This is a genomic window from Mammaliicoccus sp. O-M54 (assembly GCF_022386035.1).
GTDB classification, from domain to species: Bacteria; Bacillota; Bacilli; order Staphylococcales; family Staphylococcaceae; genus Mammaliicoccus; species Mammaliicoccus sciuri_A.
Map to the genome: position 1 here is coordinate 306,133 of NZ_JAJNJE010000001.1, position 21,396 is coordinate 327,528.

Consider the following 21,396-nt stretch of genomic DNA (forward strand, 5'->3'; position numbering starts at 1 on the left):
AATGCTAGTGAAATGATTATTGAGTTGATTATGGACGGAGTGTGATTGATATGAAAGTAAGTATAAGTATTCGTAAAACGACGAAGAAAGAGAAGATTGAATCGCTTGTTGCTGTGAGTATTTTAATTTTGGGGATTTGGTTTATTAAGTGGTTAAACAAATAATTGTATTTTTGTTTCTAATTTTTAGAAGTGTATAATGAACCTAAATATAGAGAGTGGAGGGGATTATATGACTGTTGAATTAAGATTAATGGAAATGCAGGACTTTAATGATTTTTATGAGGTTTCTTTGAAAGAATTTGCTGATGAACAAGTGAAAAGTGGTTCTTGGTCTGTTGAAGAAGCGGATGAGAGAGGTAGAGCATATTTTAAGAAACTTCTACCTGATGGTTTACATACGGAAGGTCATAAAATTTTTAATGTCTTTAATGAAGGAGATAAGGTAGGTATTTTATGGCTACATGTTTTCGAGAAAGATCATGTATTAAAGAGTTTTATTTATGATATTAAAATTGACGAATCTGAAAGAGGTAAAGGTTTAGGTAAAATGACGATGCAAGCTTTAGATGAGTATTGCAAGGAACATGACATTAAAAGTATTCGACTCCATGTTTTCGGTCATAATCAAATTGCGTATGAGTTATATAAAAAAATGGGATTTGAAACGACAAACTATTATATGGAAAAAACGTTATAATAGTGATATCGAAATTGAAATCGGAGTGATTTGATTGTTGAAATTGAAAGAATCTCAAAATGTATTTTTAAAAGGTGGAGATGAAGCGGTTATATTATTGCATTCTTTTACAGGTACAGTAAGAGATGTAAAAGCTTTAGCAGAGTTTCTAAACGAAGCGGGATATACTTGCTATATTCCAGCTTATAAAGGACATGGATTAAGTTTAGAAGAATTATTAGCCTATACGACAAATGATTGGTGGGAACAGGTACAAGAGAGTTATCATTATTTAAAGGATAGTGGATATGAAAATATTCATGTGCTCGGTGTTTCATTAGGTGCGCTTATGTCTTTAAAACTTGTCGAAACATTTGATGTGAAGAAATGTATAGCAATGTCCACACCTCATAATAGAACTAATAAAGATATTAAAAGAAGACTCTATCATTATGGAGAAAGAATTAATCAGATCCAAGATTTAGATGAAGATGAAAGTAAACGCCAACTTGCACTCATTGATGATTATGAAGAAGGTGCACGTCTTTTTACATCATTTATTGAGGATATTATGAATCATTTAGACGCAGTAAAAATACCTATCTCTATAAAGTATGGAGAATTAGATCAAACATTCTATCAAGATAGTGCTGAGAAAATATATCATGATATAGCATCAGAACATAAAGAATTAGTAGCCTATAAAAATGCAACACATTTAATGACAAGAAGTGACGATAAAGAACAAATTGAACAAGATATACTTGAGTTCTTAAAAAAATAAGACCATGCCAACAAATATTGGCATGGTCTTATTTTTGTGTGAATGCAATTTTGTACTATATCAATTTTGACATTATTGAGAAAATACAAAGATATTGGAGGGATTCGATGAGTACATTATCATTTTTATTTTACTGTTTTATGATTACTTTCACACCTGGACCTACAAATATCGTAATATTAACGACAACTCAAAATTACGGTACTAAAAAAGCTTTACATTATACGTACGGTTCAACGGTAGCATTCTTTTTAATTTTGTTATTATCTGCAATATTTAATACAATACTCGTAAACATTATGCCAAATATCATATTTACGATGAAAATTATTGGAACAATATATATGTTATATTTGGCATATCAGATTTTAAACGCTTCAAAATCACATAATGATACAAATTACGGTAACTTTACATCTGGGTTTGTTATGCAATTTCTAAATCCTAAAGTTGTATTATTCTGTTTAACGGTTTTACCGAGCTTTGTTTTAAAAGCAGACTCTACTTTTAACGATGTGTTTCTTAATGTAACTATCATAACGATTATTGGATTTTTAGCATTTGCGTCTTGGCTATTATTCGGTACGGTTCTGAAAAGATTTATAGATCAACATTTGAAAGTTTTTAATGTTGTTATGTCAATGGCACTAGTTATGGCGACATTATTAATTTGGTTATAGATAAGGAGGGGTTATATGGATAATTTTTTGTATAAAAAGCGTATAGGTGTTACAGCATTATTAGCACAAATGAGCGAGTTTAAATATAAAAAACATGCGCATAAAGAATATGCACTTGGTGTAACGTTAGATGGTATTCAACACTATACTTTAGATGGTGCTGAATATTTATCCTATCCAAATAATGTTATGTTCTTTAATCCGGAACAAATTCATGATGGTAGTTCTTTTGACAAGAAAGATCTTAAATACACAATGATTTATTTAGAGAGAGAGCATATTCTTGGAAATGATAACATACCGCAAAATGTCATTTTCAATAAACCTATATCAAATGACCAAAATTTAAAAAACAAAATTATCCATCTCTCTAATGCTATTTTAACGAATCAAGAAGATGCTTATATATTAGAACAATTGCTGCAAGTTAATGATGCTTTGTTGAATAATGATATAAATGTAGCGCCTAAAGATAACAGGCTCATAAATATGGCGAAGAATATTATAGAAAGCCACTTGTTTGATACATTAAATGTAGAAATGATCAGTCTAGAATTAAATATGACTCAATATCAATTTATTCGCTATTTCAAAAAATATACTGGCTTTACACCTTATCAATATTATTTGAATAGAAAGGTAGAGCAAGCTAAATTAAATTTAGAAATGACTAAAGATATTTACGCTGCTGTTACAAATTGTGGATTTGTAGATTTGTCTCATTTAAATAAAAATTTCAAGAAAATTTATGGTATTACAGCTTTTGAATATTTAAAACAACTTATATAAATCAAAAAGAGGCTGGACATTGTCCAAGCCTCTTTTTTGGTGGTGTTTTATAATCCACCTAATAAACCACTAATATATACACCAAGAGCTAATAACAATCCGAAGATCGTGTTTGCTTTACCTGTTGCTGCCATTGCAGGCATCATTGTTTGTGGTGTGTCATTTTTGTTAAATCGACGTACGGCTTTGATTGGGAATGGTGCAGATATTAAGACGAGCAACCATAATAGAGAGCCGTATGGTTTAAATAATGCTAAGTAAATAACAAAGACATATGCGAAAATATATAGAATTGCCATAGTCATGATGGAAAGTCTTTTACCGACTAAGATTGCGTAAGTCTTTCTACCACTTTGTTTGTCTTTTTCGCGGTCTCTAATGTTATTTGCTAAGTTGATAAGTCCAATTGTAATAGAAACTGGAATACTTAATAATGCTGGATAAAAGCTTAAAGTACCTGTTTGTATATAGAATGAAATCATAACAATGACAAATCCCATGAAGAATCCAGCGAATATTTCACCGAATGGCGTCCATGAAATAGGGATTGGTCCACCTGTATAAAAATAACCGATTGCCATACAAACTAATCCTATTGGTATTAATAGCCATGTACTTTGCATGCATATGTAAATACCTAATATGACAGCTATAACATAGAATGCTATCGCTAAATTATAAACGGATTTAGGAGACATTCCATTTCTTACGATTGCACCTCCGATACCAACAGAAGTATGGTCATCTAATCCACGCTTATAATCAAAGTATTCATTAAACATATTAGTTGCTGCTTGTATTAAAATACTTGCGAGTAACATTGCTAATACGACTGAAATTTTAATGGATGCTTCAGCACCTGTTAAGAAAATCTTTGATGAAGCGGTACCTAATAGTACAGGAACAAATGATGCTGTAAGGGTATGTGGTCTCATCAAATGATAATATTTTTTCAAGCCTGAATGCTGTGATAAATTTTGTGACATGTATTTACCTCTTAAATTTATATTTTTGACAGTATTAGTATATGCTTTCGCTATCAATTGGTCAATCACTGTAATTGTGTAAAATTTTAATTTATATTCTGTATTTAAAGTACAATATTAACGCATGTTCACTTAAAAAATGATAAAATAAGTAGATAGATATTTTTCGGAAAGAAGTGGAAGTGAAATGGCCTTGAGGACGGATTTGAAGCAACAGATAATTTCTGAAATCGATGGAAATAAAAATTATATTTCAGTTGAAATTGAGCTTCAATATCAACCAGATTTAATCCATTTATTAAGGGAAGAAATCAATTATACAGGACAACATTTTTATTACAAATCTAAAGATTCTAAATTAGAAATGTGTGGAATTGGATATTTATTAGAAGCTAGGTATTCGCATCTAGAACATGATGATATATATGAATACTGGCAAAATATTAAAGAACAATTAAATACGATTAAGTTACATGATGAAAAGCACCATCTAAAATTCTTTGGTGGCTTTCAATTTTCTGAGCATTCATTAACGAATGAATGGAAAGATTACGGGATGAGTCATTTTGTATTGCCTAAATATTTGGTAACAAAAGAAAATGGTCATTATTATCTTACTTATACGGATCATAGTAACAAATTCGATATCGACAACATTCAAGAAGTTATAAATATTTTAGAAACAGAAAATAAAAAAATCGAATCGATTGAACCTGTAGTAGTGGAAAATAAAGATATTCAAAGTGAAGAATGGAAAGCGTTAGTTACTAAAGTTGTTTCACAAATGAATCAATCTGTAGCACTACAAAAAGTCGTACTATCCAGAAGAAGACAAATCGAATTTGAAGATCGTGTTAATGTTGAAGATGCATTACAAAGATCATTAGATTCAAATGAATCAAGCTATTTATTACTATTTGAGTCAGGTAAATCTCAATTTATTTCACAAACACCTGAACAACTTTGCCAAATAGAAGATGGTAAACTATATACAAATGCAATTGCTGGTACGATTTTAAGAACAGAAGATGAAACAAAGAATGATAAATTAAAAGATGAGCTTCTTAATGATTCTAAAAATCAATTTGAACATCGTTATGTAGTGGATAGTATTATTCATGATATTCAATCATTTACGAAACACATTGAATACGATAAAAAGCCAACCATTCTTACAAACAAACATTTATATCATCTATATACGAAAATACAAGCAGATTTACTATCTGAAAATGTATTAGAAATTGTTAATCAATTGCATCCAACGCCAGCATTAGGAGGGTTTCCTAAAGTTGAAGCGATAAAATTTATAGAACATGAAGAGTTTGGCACAAGAGGATTTTACGGTGCACCATTAGGTTATATCGATTTAGAAAATAATGGTGAATTTGTTGTATCTATTCGATCTATGTTAGTGAACAATCATACTGCAACATTATATTCAGGTTGTGGTATTGTAAAAGATTCTGAAGCAATATCTGAGTTTGAAGAAACAGACTTAAAATTTAAACCAATGTTGAAAGCACTAGGAGTGATGTAGAATTGAGTACACATACTGAAAGTCTCACTAAACAAGTATTTACATTTGTTTCTAAATTATATGAATATGGTGTCGATGATGTTGTTATAAGTCCTGGATCACGATCTACACCATTAGCGATAGCTTGTGAAAGACATCCACATTTAAAAACATGGGTTCATCCAGATGAAAGAAGCGCAGCATTTTTTGCACTTGGCATAATCAAAGCAAGTCAAAAGCCTGTCGCAATCATTTGTACTTCAGGAACAGCTGCATCAAATTATATGCCAGCAGTATCTGAAGCGTTTATTAGTCGATTACCACTTGTTGTTGTTACGAGTGATAGACCACATGAACTACGTAATGTTGGTGCACCTCAAGCAATCAATCAAGTAAATATGTTCCAAAACTTTACGAAGTTTCAATTTGATATGCCTATAGCTGATGACTCAGAGGGTACATTAAATGCAATTAATATGAATATGATTAATGCTGAGAAACATTTTGTTGGTCCACAAAGAGGTCCTGTACATTTTAATTTTCCATTTAGAGAGCCATTAATTCCTAATGTGAAATTAAGAAGATATTTGTCTTCTAAAAGAAAATTAGAAACAAAATATCAAAAATCGATTGATTTTACGAGTATACAAACATATATCGAAAAACCAAGAGGTGTCGTTATTGTAGGAGATACACAAGGTCAAGATTTATCTCAAATATTAACTTATTCAGCGATTCATAATATTCCTATATTAGCTGATCCATTAAGTAATTTAAGAAAATTAAATCATCCAAATGTGATTTCTACTTATGATGCATTATTCAAAGGTGGTTTAAGTATTGAACCACAATTTATTATTAGAGTGGGGCAACCAGTCGTTTCGAAACATTTAAACAATTGGTTAAAAGAAGTTAAATGTCCACAAATTCTTGTGCAAAATAATGATACACCTGATGCTTATCCTAAAGTACCAACGATTTCAGTGGAACTAAGTCCAAATGATTTCTTCAGACAAGCTCAAGATGTATCACCAACTCAAAACAAGAATTGGTTAGAAAAATGGTTAACAATGGACAAAGAAGCAAGTGCATTGATTGAAAAATATATCGAAGAAGAAACAGATGAAGGTGCTGCAGTTGGTAGTTTATTGAAAAAAATGACTTCTAAAGATACTGTATTTGTTGGTAATAGTATGCCGATAAGAGATGTCGATACATTTAATTTAAACTCAAAAGCTGAAATAGCAGCTAATAGAGGTGCAAATGGTATAGATGGTGTCGTGTCGACTGCACTTGGTATGTCTGTATATAAAAAAGTTACACTTATCATTGGTGATGTTTCATTCTTCCATGATATGAATGGCTTGATTATGAGTAAACTACATGATTTAGATATTACAATTGTGTGCTTAAACAATAATGGTGGGGGCATCTTCAATTACTTAGCACCAAAAGAAGAAGCACCTGAACATTTTGAGAAATTATTCGGTACGCCACTAGATTTAGATTTCCAACATGTTGCACATCTATATGAGTTAGGTTATGAAAAATTTGAAAGCGTTTCTGATTATAAGAAACAAACATTACCTCAATTCGGTTCTTATTTATACGAAATTCTAACGAATAGAGAAGAAAATACCGCAACACATAGACAACTTTTTGAACAAATGAAAGGTATCCAATATGTTAAATCACCGCGTTAAGTCGTTTGATGAACATAATCCGTCTATTATTTTATTACACGGCTTCATCAGTGATCATACATCATTTCATTTAGTTGAGCGTACGTTAAGTAAGCAAGGGTTAAATGTTATAACTATTGATTTACCCGGACATGGACATGATGAATCAAGTTATGATGAAATATGGTCAATGGATTTTATTGTCTCTAAGATTAAAGAAGTTATTGATTATTTAGAGCTTAAAAAGGTTTATTTGCATGGATATTCAATGGGTGGGCGTGTTGCGTTAAGCTTTGCTGTGCAATACCCAGAGTTATTAAACGGCTTGATTTTAGAAAGTGCTAGTCCAGGACTTAAAGATCCATCAGATAAACAGAATAGAATTGAAGTCGATCATAATAGAGCAGCGCGCATTCATGAAATTGGATTACCTCACTTTGTAGAGGAATGGTCTAAACTTCCATTATTTAATAGTCAGTCTATACTTTCTACTGAAGAAAGAGAACGTATTAAACAAATGAGACTTTCTCAAAATCCTAATGGATTAAGTAAAGCACTTAAAGATTATGGTACAGGTTCACAACCATCCAATTGGTATCATTTGAATACAATGACTGTGCCAACTTGTATTATCGTCGGTCAAAAAGATGAAAAGTTTATTCAAATAGGTAAACAAATGAACGAAAGTATAAAAAATAGTAAATTTTATATTGTTAATGATGCTGGGCACACAATTCATGTGGAACAACCCTCAAAATTTGATACAATAATAATAGAATTTATTTTAGGAGGCAAATTATGTCAAGACAATGGGAAACTATAAAAGAATATAAAGAAATTAAATATGAATTTTTCGAAGGTATTGCTAAAATTACAATCAACCGTCCAGAAGTACGTAATGCATTCACACCTTTAACAGTTCAAGAAATGATCGATGCTTTCTCTAGAGCTAGAGATGATGAAAGAGTAGGTTCTATCATCTTAACTGGTGAAGGCGACTTAGCATTCTGTTCAGGTGGAGACCAATCTGTTCGTGGACATGGTGGTTACGTTGGCGATGACCAAATTCCAAGATTAAATGTACTAGATTTACAACGTCTTATCCGTGTTATTCCTAAACCAGTAGTAGCTATGGTTAGAGGATATGCTATTGGTGGTGGACACGTACTACATATCGTATGTGACTTAACAATTGCCGCTGAAAATGCAAGATTTGGTCAAACTGGACCTAAAGTAGGTTCATTCGATGCTGGTTATGGTTCAGGCTATTTAGCAAGAATTGTTGGACATAAAAAAGCACGTGAAATTTGGTTCTTATGTCGTCAATACGATGCACAAGAAGCGATTGATATGGGTCTTGTTAATACAGTTGTACCATTAGATAAAATAGAAGATGAAACAGTTCAATGGTGTAAAGAAATGATGCAACATTCACCAACTGCATTACGTTTCTTAAAAGCTGCTATGAACGCTGACACTGATGGATTAGCTGGTTTACAACAATTCGCTGGTGATGCAACATTATTATATTACACTTCAGACGAAGCAAAAGAAGGAAGAGACGCTTTCAAAGAAAAACGTCAACCAGACTTCGATCAATTTCCTAAGTTTCCTTAATATTGATAGAAAAAATAAAAGGTTGAGGCATTTTATAATGTCTCAGCCTTTTTTATGGAAAAAATATCTGTATATGAAGTGTTCTATGTTGCTTGTTTGGGTAGTCTTGCAATATAGGAGCCTCTATGTTGCTTGTTTGATGTGTCTTGCAATATACAGAAGTTCTATGTTGCTTGTTTGATCAATCTAGCAATATTCAGCCCTCCAACATTGCATGTAACGCTTCACTTGCAATGTTCAGCACTATATTTCTGAAAATATGAAAAAGAGTCTAGAACATTTCTGTCCCAAACTCTCATTTTTATAATAAATGTTTTCTTATAACTTGCTCGATAATAGTAGGTATTTCTTCAAACGCACTTTTCATGTTGATACGTTCTGTTACTTGATGAGCATCTTTACCGATAGGTCCAATATTTATGACAGGTGCACTTATTTCTTGTATATCTTTAAATGGTATAAAGTATGATTGATTAAAGACAGGTGTTTGCTCAATATAGCTTTCAAATCCTAAATCGTCTTGTCTATATTTGGCATAACTCAGATCACTAATACCATTAAAGAAATATTGTCTTTTTGACACTCTATCAAACTGTTTTAAAGATGTTTCACTAACAGTTTGGACGATTTCATCAATAAATGGATCTTCAGAAGAGTGTGCAGCAGGATAATAAGGTGGTGCAAAGAATGTCACGACACTTGGTCCTAAACCTTTCAGCATATGCATAAATCGATCCGTAATTTCTATTGATTGTGCTCTTTCATCAGGAATTTCATGAACAATTTGTTCAATGATTTGATTAATTTTACTTTCACCATACTCTTTTATTGCAAGTGCTTTTAATTCTTTGAAAGTTAAGATATTAATGGATAACTTTTTATCAAAGCCCTCGGATTTTAATGTTTCTTGGTATGCTTTTTCACATGTATGAATGGCATCTTTTACTACGTCATTAAAAATTTTAAAAGCTTGTTCTGCATTTCTGTTAAATAAGAATACATTATATAATGAAACAGTTCTAAATGGTGTTTGAACGTCATAATGATCTTTAATATCTCTACTCATGAGAGAGACTGGAAGCGGCGTCGTTTCATCTTTATATGTTTCCTTAAACAAAGTACAGTATTCCATTTTGCTATTAATAAAGCTTTGTATATAGTTCGAACTAATACCATTCAATGGTTGTCCAACATGTGTTTCTTTACCATAGCATAATACTGAAGGCATGATTTTGCCTATTGTACCTGAATAAACATAATGATTTGGGTCATTTTCTGCTTGTGAAAAAGTAGGTTCACTGTTTAAATGTAAAGCTATATCTAAATGGTCTACTTTACGAATTTGATTGAGCTTTTGAACGGCAGCATGCATACCTTTAGACTCAACTTCTTCATCAGGTACTGAAACTACGATTATGTTAATATCCCATGATTCTTGGATTGCTTTTTCTATCAGAGACATATGTATCATAAGACCTGGTTTCATATCCATTGAACCACGTCCGAATAAATAATTTTGTGTTTGGATATCTTTTTTAGCATCAGGCGTTAAGTATTTCATATCTTGTCGAAATTTCTCTGTAATTTTATCCATATCAAAAGCATCATCTTTATATTCGCTATAATCATCGATACCGACCGTGTCAAAATGACTTATACAAACGAGTGTTTTTTTTGATTGTGGTGCTTTGTAATATGCAAGAACTGCATGACGACCATCCCCAGTCGGTTGCAGCATAACTTGATCAGCATTACGCTTAAAATAATCTAACTTTAAGTATTGATCCCTTAAAAAGTAAGGAAAAGTCTTTTCTCCTTCTGAATGTGTTATAGATTGATGTCTGACCAAGCTTTTAAGTAAATCGCTTCTATCTTCAAACGTTTGCCATAATAAATTCATTGTGTTCCAGCCCCTTTAAAATAGTTCTTGAATCATTCTTTCTAATCTATTCAGTCCTTCTTCAAGTGCTTTTAAATTGTAAGCATATGAAATTCTAATATAGCCTTTGCCAATATGGGTGAAAGCTGAACCAGGTACAATCGCGACGTGGTAATCTTCAAGTGCTTTCATACAGAATTCATAATCATCCATTCCGAAATGTGATATTTGCGGAAAAATATAAAATGCACCTTGAGGTTTTTCATTTAATTTAAAGCCGATTTCAATTAATCGCTTGTATACATAATCTCTGCGTTCTATGTACGCTTTATTCATTTCTTTAGGTGAATCAATTGCATTTGTTAATGCTTCAATTGCAGCATATTGGCTCGGTACATTTGCACAGATACAATTATAGGCATGTACAAATGTTAATTGTTTCATAACATATTGTGGTCCTAATAAAAAGCCAATTCTAAGTCCAGTCATTGAATGAGACTTACTTAAGCCACCTAGTAAAATACATTGATCTTTGATTGCGTCATATGAAGCGAAAGATGTATGGGTTTGATTAAATGTATTCTCAGCATAAATCTCATCGCTGACTATATAAATAGGGTAGTCTTTAAATACATCAACAAGTGCTTCTACTTCTTGTTGATTCAGCGTAATACCAGTAGGGTTATTAGGATAATTCAGCAAGATAGCTTTCGTCTTATCAGTAATATGAGATTTAACTAATTCAGGTGTTATTTTAAGGCCAGTTTGGGTAGTATCTATGTATATAGGTTTAGCGCCTAACAATTCGATAAGGGGGACATACCCAGCATATACTGGTGAAGGAATTAATACTTCATCGCCATGTTCAAGAATCCCTCTTAATGTCGTGTCTAACGCTTCGCTTGCACCATTAGTGATGAGGATTTCATCCGTTTCAAATGAAGCATTGAAGCGATTTTTATAATATTGTGCAACGATTTTTCTCAATTCTGGTAAACCAGCATTATGAGAATAAGATGTAAAGTTATGATCAATTGCATCTTTCATTGCATCTTTAACACTTGTTGGTACAGGAAAGTCAGGTTGACCAACTGTTAAGTTAATCACATCATCAATTTCAGGTATACGGTTAGATATCGCTCTAATTCCAGACACTTGAAGTTGAGATGCAAATTTATTTAATGGTAATTGCATTTTTTTCACCTCTTCAAAACGATAGTTTAATTATAACTTTAAAAAGCATACAAATAAATGAATATAGCAAAAATTTAGAAAACGTATTACAATAAGGGAAACATTACAATAATAGGGGATGTTTATATGGTGAATTTAGCTAATATGAATCAACGATTAAAGTTACTACTATCTTTAAATATTTTTGATTGGTTACCACATCCAACGTTTGTATTGATACAAAATAATGATGAACAATGGATGGTTTCATTTGAAGAAGATTCAATACATATTTGTAGAGCAGAAGCTCAATTACCACATTTTCATCGATATTATTTCGGGCAAGATAATCGACTTATTAAGAATGCGCAATTCCATATTAAATTTAAAGTGAAAGAAGAACTATCATTAGACGAAAGAAAATTTGTTTCTGATTTTATGCAACCAACGTCTAAAAAAGAGAATCCAATATTATTTATTCAGTCAGATACACCGTATACGCAAGAGTGGGTAGATTATTTAACATACTTATTAAGTGCGAGCTATGAAGTATTAGAAAATCTTTATAATAACAATCATGAGTTAGCGCCCATTACACATAAACATGTACAAATACCTGCTTATTTATTAAATAGTGAAGATAAATTTATAGGAACGATATCGTATGCAACATTAATTAGATAAACAAAAAAGCCAATCCTTAAGTTATGTACTCAAAGGATTGGCTTTTCTATATTTATTTTTTCTTTTTTGGTGGCTTTTTAATGTTAACAACGGGACTTGCGTAATGTCTTACAAGATCGCTACTAAAGAAGTAGACAATAGCAATTGTTATAAGAATGATTGCAACCCAAACATAAGGTTGGTCTAATAACATTTGATCCCATTCTTTTGAACGGAATAGACCTACGAAAAGTCCGTGTAGTAAATAAATAAACATTGTTCTTGAACCAATATAAGTTAATGGTAATTTACGTTCTGGTATTAAGTTTAAGAAACTAAATGTTGAAACGAAAATGACCACATATATAAATAATCTTTTTAATGCACTATAAACGTCTACATCGCCTTCAAGTGCAGAGTATGGTTTACTACCAAATAACCATTCAAAGTTATAATCAGTTAGTAAATAAGCAATGAAAATAACAATTAAACTAATGGAAGATAACCAAATATGTTTTTTATTTCTTAAAATTAATGACTGTTCTTTATTGATGTAATAGCCTAATAGGAAAATTGGGAAGAATACAAATGTTCTTGATAGACTAAGTTTTGCATTAATAAAGTCAAAGTAACCAACAACTAAACCTAATAATATTGCTACTGTATATGTGATATATGGATTGAAGTTTCTCACAAAGTGCAAAATAATATGCCATGAGAATAAACTTACTAAGAACCACATTGCCCATTGTGGATCGAAGGGACTAATATTTAATGTATCGTCTCTATCAATATAGTAGTAATATAAACCATAAAATAATTGGAATATTAAATAGGGTAGTAACAGTTTGATTGTAATTTTTTTTATGTAACCTGGTTTTCCTACACCTTTAGCAAAGAATCCTGATATCAGTACGAATGCTGGCATATGGAAACTATAAATAAACATATATAGTGCTTTGAAAATATGACTTTCATTAACATAAGATCTTGTTAAATGACCGAATACAACTAACACAATTAAGAAAAATCGTGCGTTATCAAAATAATGGTCTCTTTCTTTTTCGTTTGCCATGAAAAGTGCTCCCCTAAAACGATAATCTACAAATTGCTTGAAATGTAGATTATAAATTAAATTTTTCAAAAGTACAAATAATTTTATTTCGTTAATACTATAAAATCAAACCAATGCCTTTTAAAGGCATTGGTTTTTACTTTAATATTATGCTTTATATTGGTCAACATCGTAATATTGACCGTCTGTTTGAATCTGTTGATAGAAGTCGCTAATTCGTTTTGCATTAGACTTAGCGAAGTCTATGCCTGTTGCGTATTGATGAACGCCAGGATTTTGTGGATTAAATCTCATTTTATAAAGTGTGTTTTGTCCTGATTTAATGTAATTATTAGCTATAAATTGAGCACCACCTAGGATTGCTTTTTCAGGTGTGTTCCATCCAGCTTGTTGTGCATATTTAATACCGCCGTATAATGCATTTTTATCAATAGCGCCAACACCAAACACATTATAATATTTTGTTTGTGCATTTAAATCAACATTACCATTTTGGTCAATTGCTCCACCGTTAGCTAAATCACTTGTACCGTTACCAGTTTCTAATAATGCATGTGAAATTAAATAAATTTCATTAATACCTACTGCTTTTGCAGCTTGGCTAAAAGCACTACCTTGATTTTCAAGAATTCCTTTTCCACGTAACAAGTCATTTAGTTTAGTTACTGAAATATTTTGAGATTTGTTTAAGTCTAAAAATTGATATTTTTGAACTGGATCGTTTACATACTTACTTGTATCCATTGCATCTTTAACTTCAGCTCTAGTAGCATTTCTAATACCACTTGCTAATACTTTTTTAGGTTCAGAACCATTTCTTAATGCCATTTGAATATCAACAGCTTGATCTAACGTGTATGGGCTAGTTGAAATATTTGTTGATTCTGTAGCGAGTTGTAAATACTTAGCGTTAATCCATACAGTTTTACCATTTAATAAACCTTTATACCATAATTCATTACCAACTTTTTGAGATGAAATCACTTTAAAGTATGAATATTGATAGTTTTGTAATGAACCGAGTAATGTCTTTTTAGATACTGAAGGTTCACTATAGAAGTATCCACTGTTATCAAAAATTAAGTAGTTTTGATAATTCTCTTTTAAGACAATAAGTTGATTGTTAACAGCACTTGATTTTATAGCATTAGTCTTTTTAGGTTGAGCAACAGTTGGTTTATTAACAACTTTTGGTTGTGTTGTTGCTTTTTGCAATTGAACGTCTTTAGCGTTAACCCATCCTAATGGAATAGCATTATTATCTTGAAGTAGATAATATGTTTGATTGTTATAAGTTGATTGTTTACCAATCTTGAATGTTTTTCCTGCTTTGTTGATGGCAGGTACAGTTTTTTGATCATATACAGAAGTATATACACCAGAAATATTTTTATTAACTTTACCTAAATAGTTAACACGAACCGTTTTAGCAACTGCGTTTGCCTTTGTTGTCTTAGAAGCAACAGGTTTCGGAGTTGCTTTAGGTTTCACAGTGTTAGAAGCAACAGGTTTCGGAGTTGCTTTAGGTTTCACAGTGTTAGAAGCAACAGGTTTAGAAGTTGCTTTAGGTTTCGCAGTGTTAGAAGCAACAGGTTTCGGAGTTGCTTTAGGTTTCGCAGTGTTAGAAGCAACAGGTTTCGGAGTTGCCTTAGGTTTTACAGTATTAGAAGCAACAGGTTTAGAAGTTGCTTTAGGTTTCGCTGTGTTAGAAGCAAGAGGTTTCGGAGTTGCTTTAGGTTTTACATTCTTAGAAGCAACAGGTTTAGGAGTTGCTTTAGTATTATTTTGCAGTTGAATATCACTAGATTTCACCCAACCTAAAGGTGTACCGTTATTATCTTGTAATAAATAATATACTTGGTTGTTATAGTTAGATTGTTTACCGATATTAAATGTTTTACCTACTTTGTTAGCAGCTGATTTTGTTTTAGTATCATAAACTGAACTATAGACACCTGATGCATTTGTATTAACTTTACCTTTATAGTTAACAACTACTGTTTTAGCAGGACTCGCTACAGGAGTAGTCGTTTTAGGTTTAGAAACTACAGGTGTAGAAGTCTTAGGTTTAGACGTTACAGGAGTAGTCGTTTTAGGCTTAGAAACTACAGGCGTAGAAGTCTTAGGTTTAGACGTTACAGGTGTAGTAGGTTTTGGCTTAGAAACTACAGGCGTAGTAGGTTGAGTTGCGCTACCTGTTTTATATAAATATTTTTCTCTCACTAAATCTACAAGCTCATTGAAAGTATAATTATTTTCTGCAAACCAACCATATGGATCACTATGATCTGTGCCGCCTAAATATCTTGAAACGGCATCATGAGACCATAAAGTACCAGTACCATCATTTTCAGCACTATCAAATGGTAAGCCATAATATGATAAGTTTGTTGCGATATAATCTGCATAATTGTTAATAGATCGAGCAAAACGATCTCCGCCATAAACACGAACTAATTCAACATGTATAAATCGTTCATTTGCGACACCACCAGCACCCCAAGCTAAGTAATCAGTTGGCGCAACTTCAATAATATTATTATCATCTACAAAGGCATGTACAAAAGCACTTTCGTAGTTGTTTTTCATATATGCAATTTCACCTTGAATTGTTGAATTAGGATTTGCAGTTTCATGTGCAATAATTCCTTCAGGTTTACCAACACCATTACGATATGGAATTTTAGGAATATGACTTGAAAAATCTTCAACATATGTCGGCACTGTATAATTATTATTTCTAATTTGACTATTAATTGATGAACTTACTGTAGGACTATAAGAACTAGTAGTAGCTACTGCTTTTTTAACAACAGGCGCACTACTTACAGATCTAAATGCAAAAGTACTAACTCGTGGTTGAACACTAGCAGTTTCTAATTGAACTTTGTCATTTTGAGTACTATTAGCCGCTTCAGTATTTTGAACATCATTAGTAGAAGTAGGTTGAGCTGTATCCTCAGCAACCTCTTCGTTATTTGTAACTTCAGAGTTATCTTCAGTAGAAGCTACATCAGTTTTTTGCTCTTCCTCGTTAGAAGTAGGCTGAACTGAGTCATCAGAAACGTCTTCGTTGTTTGAAACTTCAGCATTATCTTCAGTAGGAGCTACTACAGTGTCTTGGTCTTCATTGTTAGAAGTAGGTTGAGTTGAATCCTCAGCAATCTCTTCGTTATTTGTAACTTCAGCATTATCTTCGGTAGAAGCTACTACAGTGTCTTGGTCTTCATTGTTAGAAGTAGGTTGAGTTGAATCTTCAGAAACTTCTTGGTTGTTCGCAACTTCAGTATTACCTTCAGTAGGAGCTACATCAGAATTTTGCTCTTCTTCATTAGAAGTAGGTTGAACTGAGTCATCAGAAACGTCTTCGTTGTTAGTGATTTCAGTATTATCTTCAATAGAAGCTACATCAGAGTTTTGTTTTTCTTCGTTAGAAGTATTTTGAACTGAGTCATCAGAAACGTCTTCGTTGTTAGTGATTTCAGTATTATCTTCAGTAGAAGCTACATCAGAATTTTGCTCTTCTTCATTAGAAGTAGGTTGTACTGTTGCATCAGCTGTATTTTCCACTTCTTGTTTTGGTTCATCAATGATAGAAGGATCTTTATATTCTTTCGTACCTGAAACGTTTAAAGATTGGCTTTTTAATTCTTTTTGTTCATCTTGAATTTGACTAGCATTATCGTGTTGTTCAATGATGTTTTTATTTTCTTTGTTTGTTGTTTGTTCTTCTGCATTAACTTGATGTGTTACAAGCGTAGTACCTGCTAATGTCATTGCTACAAGTGCGGGGGTTTTGTAATAGAATTTTTTATCCATAAACAATCTCCTTTTGTATAGGTATTTATTTATAAACAGTATAAGGCTTTTTAATAATAAAAGATGAACTTTTTATGAAATGTAATGTAACTTTAATATTTGAGATATTAATAATTTATCTAAAATGTTAGTTTCATAAAATAGTGAGGAATGTTTTCTTCTAAGAATTCTTCGCCTTCAGTTTTATAACCTAATTTTTCATAGAAACCTTTAGCGTGAGATTGTCCATTAAGTACAGTACCCTTGTATCCATCTTCACTAGCTTTTTCGTTAATAAAATTCATTACATCTTTGCCATAACCAAATTTTCTATAAGGTTTTAAAACAGCAACTCTTTCTACTTTCGCATATCCATCTTTATAATTTCTAAAACGACCTACCGCAGCTGGTTTATCATCGTGATATAGAACAACATGCTTAGAAACATTTTCAAATTCATCTATCTCTGCATCTATAGAAACACCTTGTTCCTCAACGAAGACAGTTTTTCTAATATTTAATCCATCTTGTATATCTTTTTCGCTTTCTGCTATTTTAATCATCATGATACCTCCATTGTATTGATTCAATTTATTATACATTATGATTATTCTAATTGATGTAGTAAATAAAAAACTCAATAAATAACAAATATTTTGTAAAAAGAACTTGTATTTATCAAGACTACCCAAACAAGATAAATAGAAGCGTTGTATTTATCAAGACTGCCCAAACAAGATAAATATGGACGCTGTATTTATCAAGACTGCCCAAACAAGATAAATATGGACGCTGTATTTATCAAGATTGACTAAACAAGATAAATAGAGGCATTGTATTTATCAAGACTGAGCAAACAAGATAAATAGGGACGTTGTATTTATCAAGATTGCCCAAACAAGATAAATAGAAGCGCTGTATTTATCAAGATTGTCTAAACAAGATAAATAGAGGCGTTGTATTTATCAAGACTGAGCAAACAAGATAAATAAACATCACCAATATTGCAAGACGAGGCTGACTAGCAACATAGAGCCGCCGAATGTTGCAAGACTACTCAAACTAGCAACATAGAAGCCCCGAATATTGCAAGACTACTCAAACTAGCAACATAGATCACTCGTATATTGCAAGACAATCCAATCTAGCAACATTCACACTATATTTTCACAATAAGTCCATCTTATTTCTGTCCACACAAAAAAGCTGAACCACTTTATACGGTTCAGCTTTTAATTTATATCGTTTGTACTGCTTGTCTTCTAACGATTGCGGTATATTGCCAAAATAATCTTAATTGGTGAATGCTCCAATTTGTCATACCCATTGTATATCCGCTTGGTGTAAATATTTGAATTTGGCTTGTTTCTAGTGCTGCTGCTACTAGATATTGTAAATGAACACTTAATGATTTCATTTCTTCTGTTAAGCCTGTTTCTGTATATACCCATGAAAAAGGTAGGGGGTTATCAAAGATATTGATAACATTAAAGATTTCTGGGATGGCAATGATGTAACAAGCGCCATCTACAATTGGATCGTTGTTTGCTTGATTATAGTATAGTAATAACGCTTCATAATTCTCATGATGTTCGTGATTAACATAGTACAAATTTTGTCTGAAGTGAGACAAATCTCCAGAATGAATGATTTGATTTTCAAGTGCATCAAACATTGTATTGATTTGTTCATATTTTTCATATGTTTTACGTTGAATCATAATTTGCCTCCTTTCCTAGTAAACTTCTGGACCAGGTTGTTGAGCGCTTAGATCTGGTGCTTGACCACTTTGATCTGGTGTTGGTTGTTGTGGTACTTCTTGTGATGGTACTTCTTCTGTAGGTGTTTGTTGTACAGGTTGTTCTACAGGCTGTTCGGATGGTTGCTCAGACGGTTGTTCAGTCTGCTGCTCTGTTGTTTCTTCAGTATCAGGTTCTATAGCTGGTTCAACTGTTTCAGCTGAATCGTTGTCACCTGATGTGTTTCCGCTCTTTAGACTTTTCTTAGATACTTCGATATAAGGTGTTAAATCACCATACGCTTGAATCATAAGATAATTCATCAATTCTGTTTTCTTAGTTTTAGGTAAGTTTAAGTCTTTTCTAAGTTTATTAGAAAGTTCTAATAAATTATCTAAGTCAGGATTGAAGAAGTAAACACCATTGAAATTAGCATCAGTTCCTGTAATTTGTTCTGTTTTGATTTTTACTTTACTTGATGAATAAGTCGTTGCTAAGTTTTGAATATCTTCAAATGTGAAATTGTGTTTCGCATTTTTACCAACGATTTTAACTAAGTCATCTAATTTATTAATAGAATTTGTTTCTTGAGCTTTTTTGATAATGGCTTTAATCATTTCCATTTGACGTTTACCACGCTCTAAATCTGAATCTTGTTTTCTTGAACGAACAACTGCAAGTGCTTCGTCACCAGATAAATTACGTTTACCTTTTTTAACTTTAATACGTCCTTTATCTTCTGTGTTAGGCTCGTTTAAATCAAATGGTACATCATATTCAATACCACCAAGCTCATCTACAACTTCAACAAAAGCTTCCATATTAATTCTTGCATAGTAATCTACTGGAACGTTTAAAGTACTTTCAACACTTTCCATTGAACCTTCTGGCCCATCTATTGCATGAGCGTGCGTGATTTTATCATAATATTTTACGGCTGGTATATAACTTAATGTATCACGTGGAATACTAACCATACGTATTTGCTTTTTATCTCTATTAAATGTTGTATAAATCATAGCATCCGTACGAGATTGGTTAGCTTTTTGACCACCTTCACGTCTTGATGTACTATCATCTACACCTAAAAATAATACCGACACATGATCTAAACTAGGATCTACTGGCTTATCTCTTAAAGATGATTTGCTTTTTTTAGAATCAAGAAATGAATCATTAATCGCACCTTTAGTTTCAAGATAAAGCATGAGTCCAAATACTACGGGTAGAATCATGAGTACTATTGACATCAAAAGTAAACCTATTTTTGCAAATCTTTTCATATTATATATTTACCCTTCTATTCGTATTGTGTTTTGAAATATCTATTTTTGCATATTATACATCATATATGATTATACAAGTAAAATTCAACAATTTAAATGAATTATGTGTACTACTTATCAAATATAGAATGTAAATTTGTTGTAAAATTTATGGAAATGGTGTAAATTATAGTGAAGAATGAGAGGTGAGACAAATGGCAAAAGTACTAGAAAAAGATTTAAATAGTATAAGTGAACAAATAGAGTTAAACAGAGAGAATTCGTATGACGTGATTAAGCCTCCAACCGTTAATGTTCTAGGTTTGCCATTTGCAAACCTGACGGCAAATGAAATGGTAGAACGCATTAAGTATTTTGTAAATCAGGAAACGAAAGACAATTTATTTATTGTAACAGCTAATCCTGAAATTGCACATTATGCTTATAGCAATAATCACTATCAACGACGTATTAAACATGCAGATTACATTGTACCAGATGGTATTGGTATTGTTAAAGCAGCTAAATATTTAAATACGCCATTAAAAGAACGTGTTCCGGGAATAGAGTTAATGGAAGAAATGTTGAATATTGCTAACGCAAGTAGTAAGAGAGTATTCTTATTAGGTTCTTCTAAAGAAGGCGTTAAAGCAACTCGCAAAATTTTAGAAGAACAATATCCAAATATTACGTTTGATCATAAACATGGCTATAAACATGTATTAGATTATAAAGTAACTAAGAAAATCAAGAAATTTAATCCAGACTTTATTTTTGCGGCAATGGGTTTTCCTAAACAAGAAGATTGGATTTATTATAACCGTCATCACTTTGAGCATACAGTAATGATGGGGGTAGGCGGCTCATTTGATGTCATAAGCGGAAATGTTAAACGTGCACCAAAAATGTTTATTAAACTTAATTTAGAGTGGTTATATAGAATTATAACTGATTTAAAACGTGTGAATAGAGCACTTAAAATTCCACTGTTTTTAAAAGAAGTTCAATTCCAAAAATCATGTACACCTAAAAAGAATAAATATGATTATATGAAGAATAGATAATTTAG

General features: G+C 31.9%; 18 protein-coding genes. 10 read left to right on the forward strand and 8 right to left on the reverse strand.

Going from position 1 to position 21,396, the window contains the following annotated elements; genetic code table 11:
- Nucleotides 1-231: 231 nt before the first annotated feature.
- From LQ673_RS01645 to LQ673_RS01660, 4 genes are all read left to right on the forward strand, one after another.
- A complete protein-coding gene (locus tag LQ673_RS01645; protein WP_191836726.1) occupies nucleotides 232-699 on the forward strand; it encodes a GNAT family N-acetyltransferase in 468 nt (155 codons plus the stop codon).
- Nucleotides 700-733: 34 nt separating this feature from the next.
- Nucleotides 734-1,462 (forward strand): alpha/beta hydrolase, encoded by a 729-nt coding sequence (locus LQ673_RS01650; protein ID WP_191836725.1) that lies wholly within the window; start codon nucleotides 734-736, stop codon nucleotides 1,460-1,462.
- A 107-nt stretch (nucleotides 1,463-1,569) separates the two neighbouring features.
- Nucleotides 1,570-2,142 (forward strand): LysE family translocator, encoded by a 573-nt coding sequence (locus tag LQ673_RS01655; RefSeq protein ID WP_191836724.1) that lies wholly within the window; start codon nucleotides 1,570-1,572, stop codon nucleotides 2,140-2,142.
- Nucleotides 2,143-2,157: 15 nt separating this feature from the next.
- On the forward strand, nucleotides 2,158-2,931 hold the full coding sequence (locus tag LQ673_RS01660) for an AraC family transcriptional regulator (protein WP_191836723.1): 774 nt from the start codon (nucleotides 2,158-2,160) through the stop codon (nucleotides 2,929-2,931).
- Between the two features lie 47 nt (nucleotides 2,932-2,978).
- Here the strand turns inward: LQ673_RS01660 and LQ673_RS01665 are convergent, their stop codons facing one another.
- Nucleotides 2,979-3,917: a 1,4-dihydroxy-2-naphthoate polyprenyltransferase gene (locus LQ673_RS01665; RefSeq protein ID WP_025905471.1), complete on the reverse strand. Its 939-nt coding sequence runs from the start codon at nucleotides 3,915-3,917 to the stop codon at nucleotides 2,979-2,981.
- A gap of 205 nt (nucleotides 3,918-4,122) precedes the next feature.
- Here LQ673_RS01665 and LQ673_RS01670 point away from each other — a divergent pair, with 205 nt between their 5' ends.
- From LQ673_RS01670 to menB, 4 genes are read left to right on the forward strand one after another with little or no spacing between them, the layout of a single operon-like run.
- Nucleotides 4,123-5,457, forward strand: coding sequence for an isochorismate synthase (locus LQ673_RS01670; RefSeq protein ID WP_239704673.1), 1,335 nt, complete (start codon nucleotides 4,123-4,125; stop codon nucleotides 5,455-5,457).
- A gap of 2 nt (nucleotides 5,458-5,459) precedes the next feature.
- Nucleotides 5,460-7,139: a 2-succinyl-5-enolpyruvyl-6-hydroxy-3-cyclohexene-1-carboxylic-acid synthase gene (gene menD, locus LQ673_RS01675; RefSeq protein WP_191836721.1), complete on the forward strand. Its 1,680-nt coding sequence runs from the start codon at nucleotides 5,460-5,462 to the stop codon at nucleotides 7,137-7,139.
- Complete coding sequence (menH, locus tag LQ673_RS01680; RefSeq protein ID WP_191836720.1) at nucleotides 7,120-7,941, forward strand: 2-succinyl-6-hydroxy-2,4-cyclohexadiene-1-carboxylate synthase; 822 nt, start codon at nucleotides 7,120-7,122, stop codon at nucleotides 7,939-7,941. The genes menD and menH overlap by 20 nt, the downstream gene beginning before the upstream one ends.
- Nucleotides 7,914-8,735, forward strand: a complete 822-nt coding sequence (gene menB, locus LQ673_RS01685) for a 1,4-dihydroxy-2-naphthoyl-CoA synthase (protein ID WP_025905467.1) — start codon at nucleotides 7,914-7,916, stop codon at nucleotides 8,733-8,735. Before menH ends, menB begins: the two co-directional genes overlap by 28 nt.
- A gap of 301 nt (nucleotides 8,736-9,036) precedes the next feature.
- On the opposite strand, the gene LQ673_RS01690 is transcribed toward menB, so the two are convergent.
- Both LQ673_RS01690 and LQ673_RS01695 read right to left on the reverse strand, forming a co-directional pair.
- Nucleotides 9,037-10,635 carry a M20/M25/M40 family metallo-hydrolase gene (locus LQ673_RS01690; RefSeq protein WP_191836719.1) on the reverse strand — a complete coding sequence of 533 codons (1,599 nt, stop codon included), beginning with the start codon at nucleotides 10,633-10,635 and terminating at the stop codon, nucleotides 9,037-9,039.
- Between the two features lie 15 nt (nucleotides 10,636-10,650).
- The gene (locus LQ673_RS01695) at nucleotides 10,651-11,808 is read right to left on the reverse strand and encodes an aminotransferase class I/II-fold pyridoxal phosphate-dependent enzyme (protein WP_191836718.1); all 1,158 of its coding nucleotides are present in this window, start codon (nucleotides 11,806-11,808) and stop codon (nucleotides 10,651-10,653) included.
- A gap of 126 nt (nucleotides 11,809-11,934) precedes the next feature.
- On the opposite strand from LQ673_RS01695, the gene LQ673_RS01700 reads away from it, so the two are divergent.
- The gene (locus LQ673_RS01700; RefSeq protein ID WP_025905464.1) at nucleotides 11,935-12,471 is read left to right on the forward strand and encodes a hypothetical protein; all 537 of its coding nucleotides are present in this window, start codon (nucleotides 11,935-11,937) and stop codon (nucleotides 12,469-12,471) included.
- A gap of 52 nt (nucleotides 12,472-12,523) precedes the next feature.
- Here LQ673_RS01700 and LQ673_RS01705 read toward each other — a convergent pair whose 3' ends face one another.
- The 5 genes from LQ673_RS01705 to LQ673_RS01725 all read right to left on the reverse strand — a co-directional run bounded on the left by LQ673_RS01705 (nucleotide 12,524) and on the right by LQ673_RS01725 (nucleotide 20,345).
- The gene (locus LQ673_RS01705; RefSeq protein ID WP_191836717.1) at nucleotides 12,524-13,525 is read right to left on the reverse strand and encodes an acyltransferase family protein; all 1,002 of its coding nucleotides are present in this window, start codon (nucleotides 13,523-13,525) and stop codon (nucleotides 12,524-12,526) included.
- A gap of 147 nt (nucleotides 13,526-13,672) precedes the next feature.
- On the reverse strand, nucleotides 13,673-17,344 hold the full coding sequence (locus LQ673_RS01710; protein ID WP_275591729.1) for an N-acetylmuramoyl-L-alanine amidase: 3,672 nt from the start codon (nucleotides 17,342-17,344) through the stop codon (nucleotides 13,673-13,675).
- A 119-nt stretch (nucleotides 17,345-17,463) separates the two neighbouring features.
- On the reverse strand, nucleotides 17,464-17,886 hold the full coding sequence (locus LQ673_RS01715; protein WP_037588927.1) for a GNAT family N-acetyltransferase: 423 nt from the start codon (nucleotides 17,884-17,886) through the stop codon (nucleotides 17,464-17,466).
- A gap of 674 nt (nucleotides 17,887-18,560) precedes the next feature.
- On the reverse strand, nucleotides 18,561-19,040 hold the full coding sequence (locus LQ673_RS01720; RefSeq protein ID WP_025905460.1) for a DUF2538 family protein: 480 nt from the start codon (nucleotides 19,038-19,040) through the stop codon (nucleotides 18,561-18,563).
- An 18-nt stretch (nucleotides 19,041-19,058) separates the two neighbouring features.
- Entirely contained in the window at nucleotides 19,059-20,345 is a 1,287-nt protein-coding gene (locus LQ673_RS01725) for an LCP family protein (RefSeq protein ID WP_191836715.1), read from the reverse strand.
- Between the two features lie 197 nt (nucleotides 20,346-20,542).
- Between LQ673_RS01725 and LQ673_RS01730 the strand changes: the two genes are divergently transcribed.
- Nucleotides 20,543-21,391, forward strand: a complete 849-nt coding sequence (locus LQ673_RS01730) for a WecB/TagA/CpsF family glycosyltransferase (RefSeq protein ID WP_025905458.1) — start codon at nucleotides 20,543-20,545, stop codon at nucleotides 21,389-21,391.
- Nucleotides 21,392-21,396 lie beyond the last annotated feature (5 nt).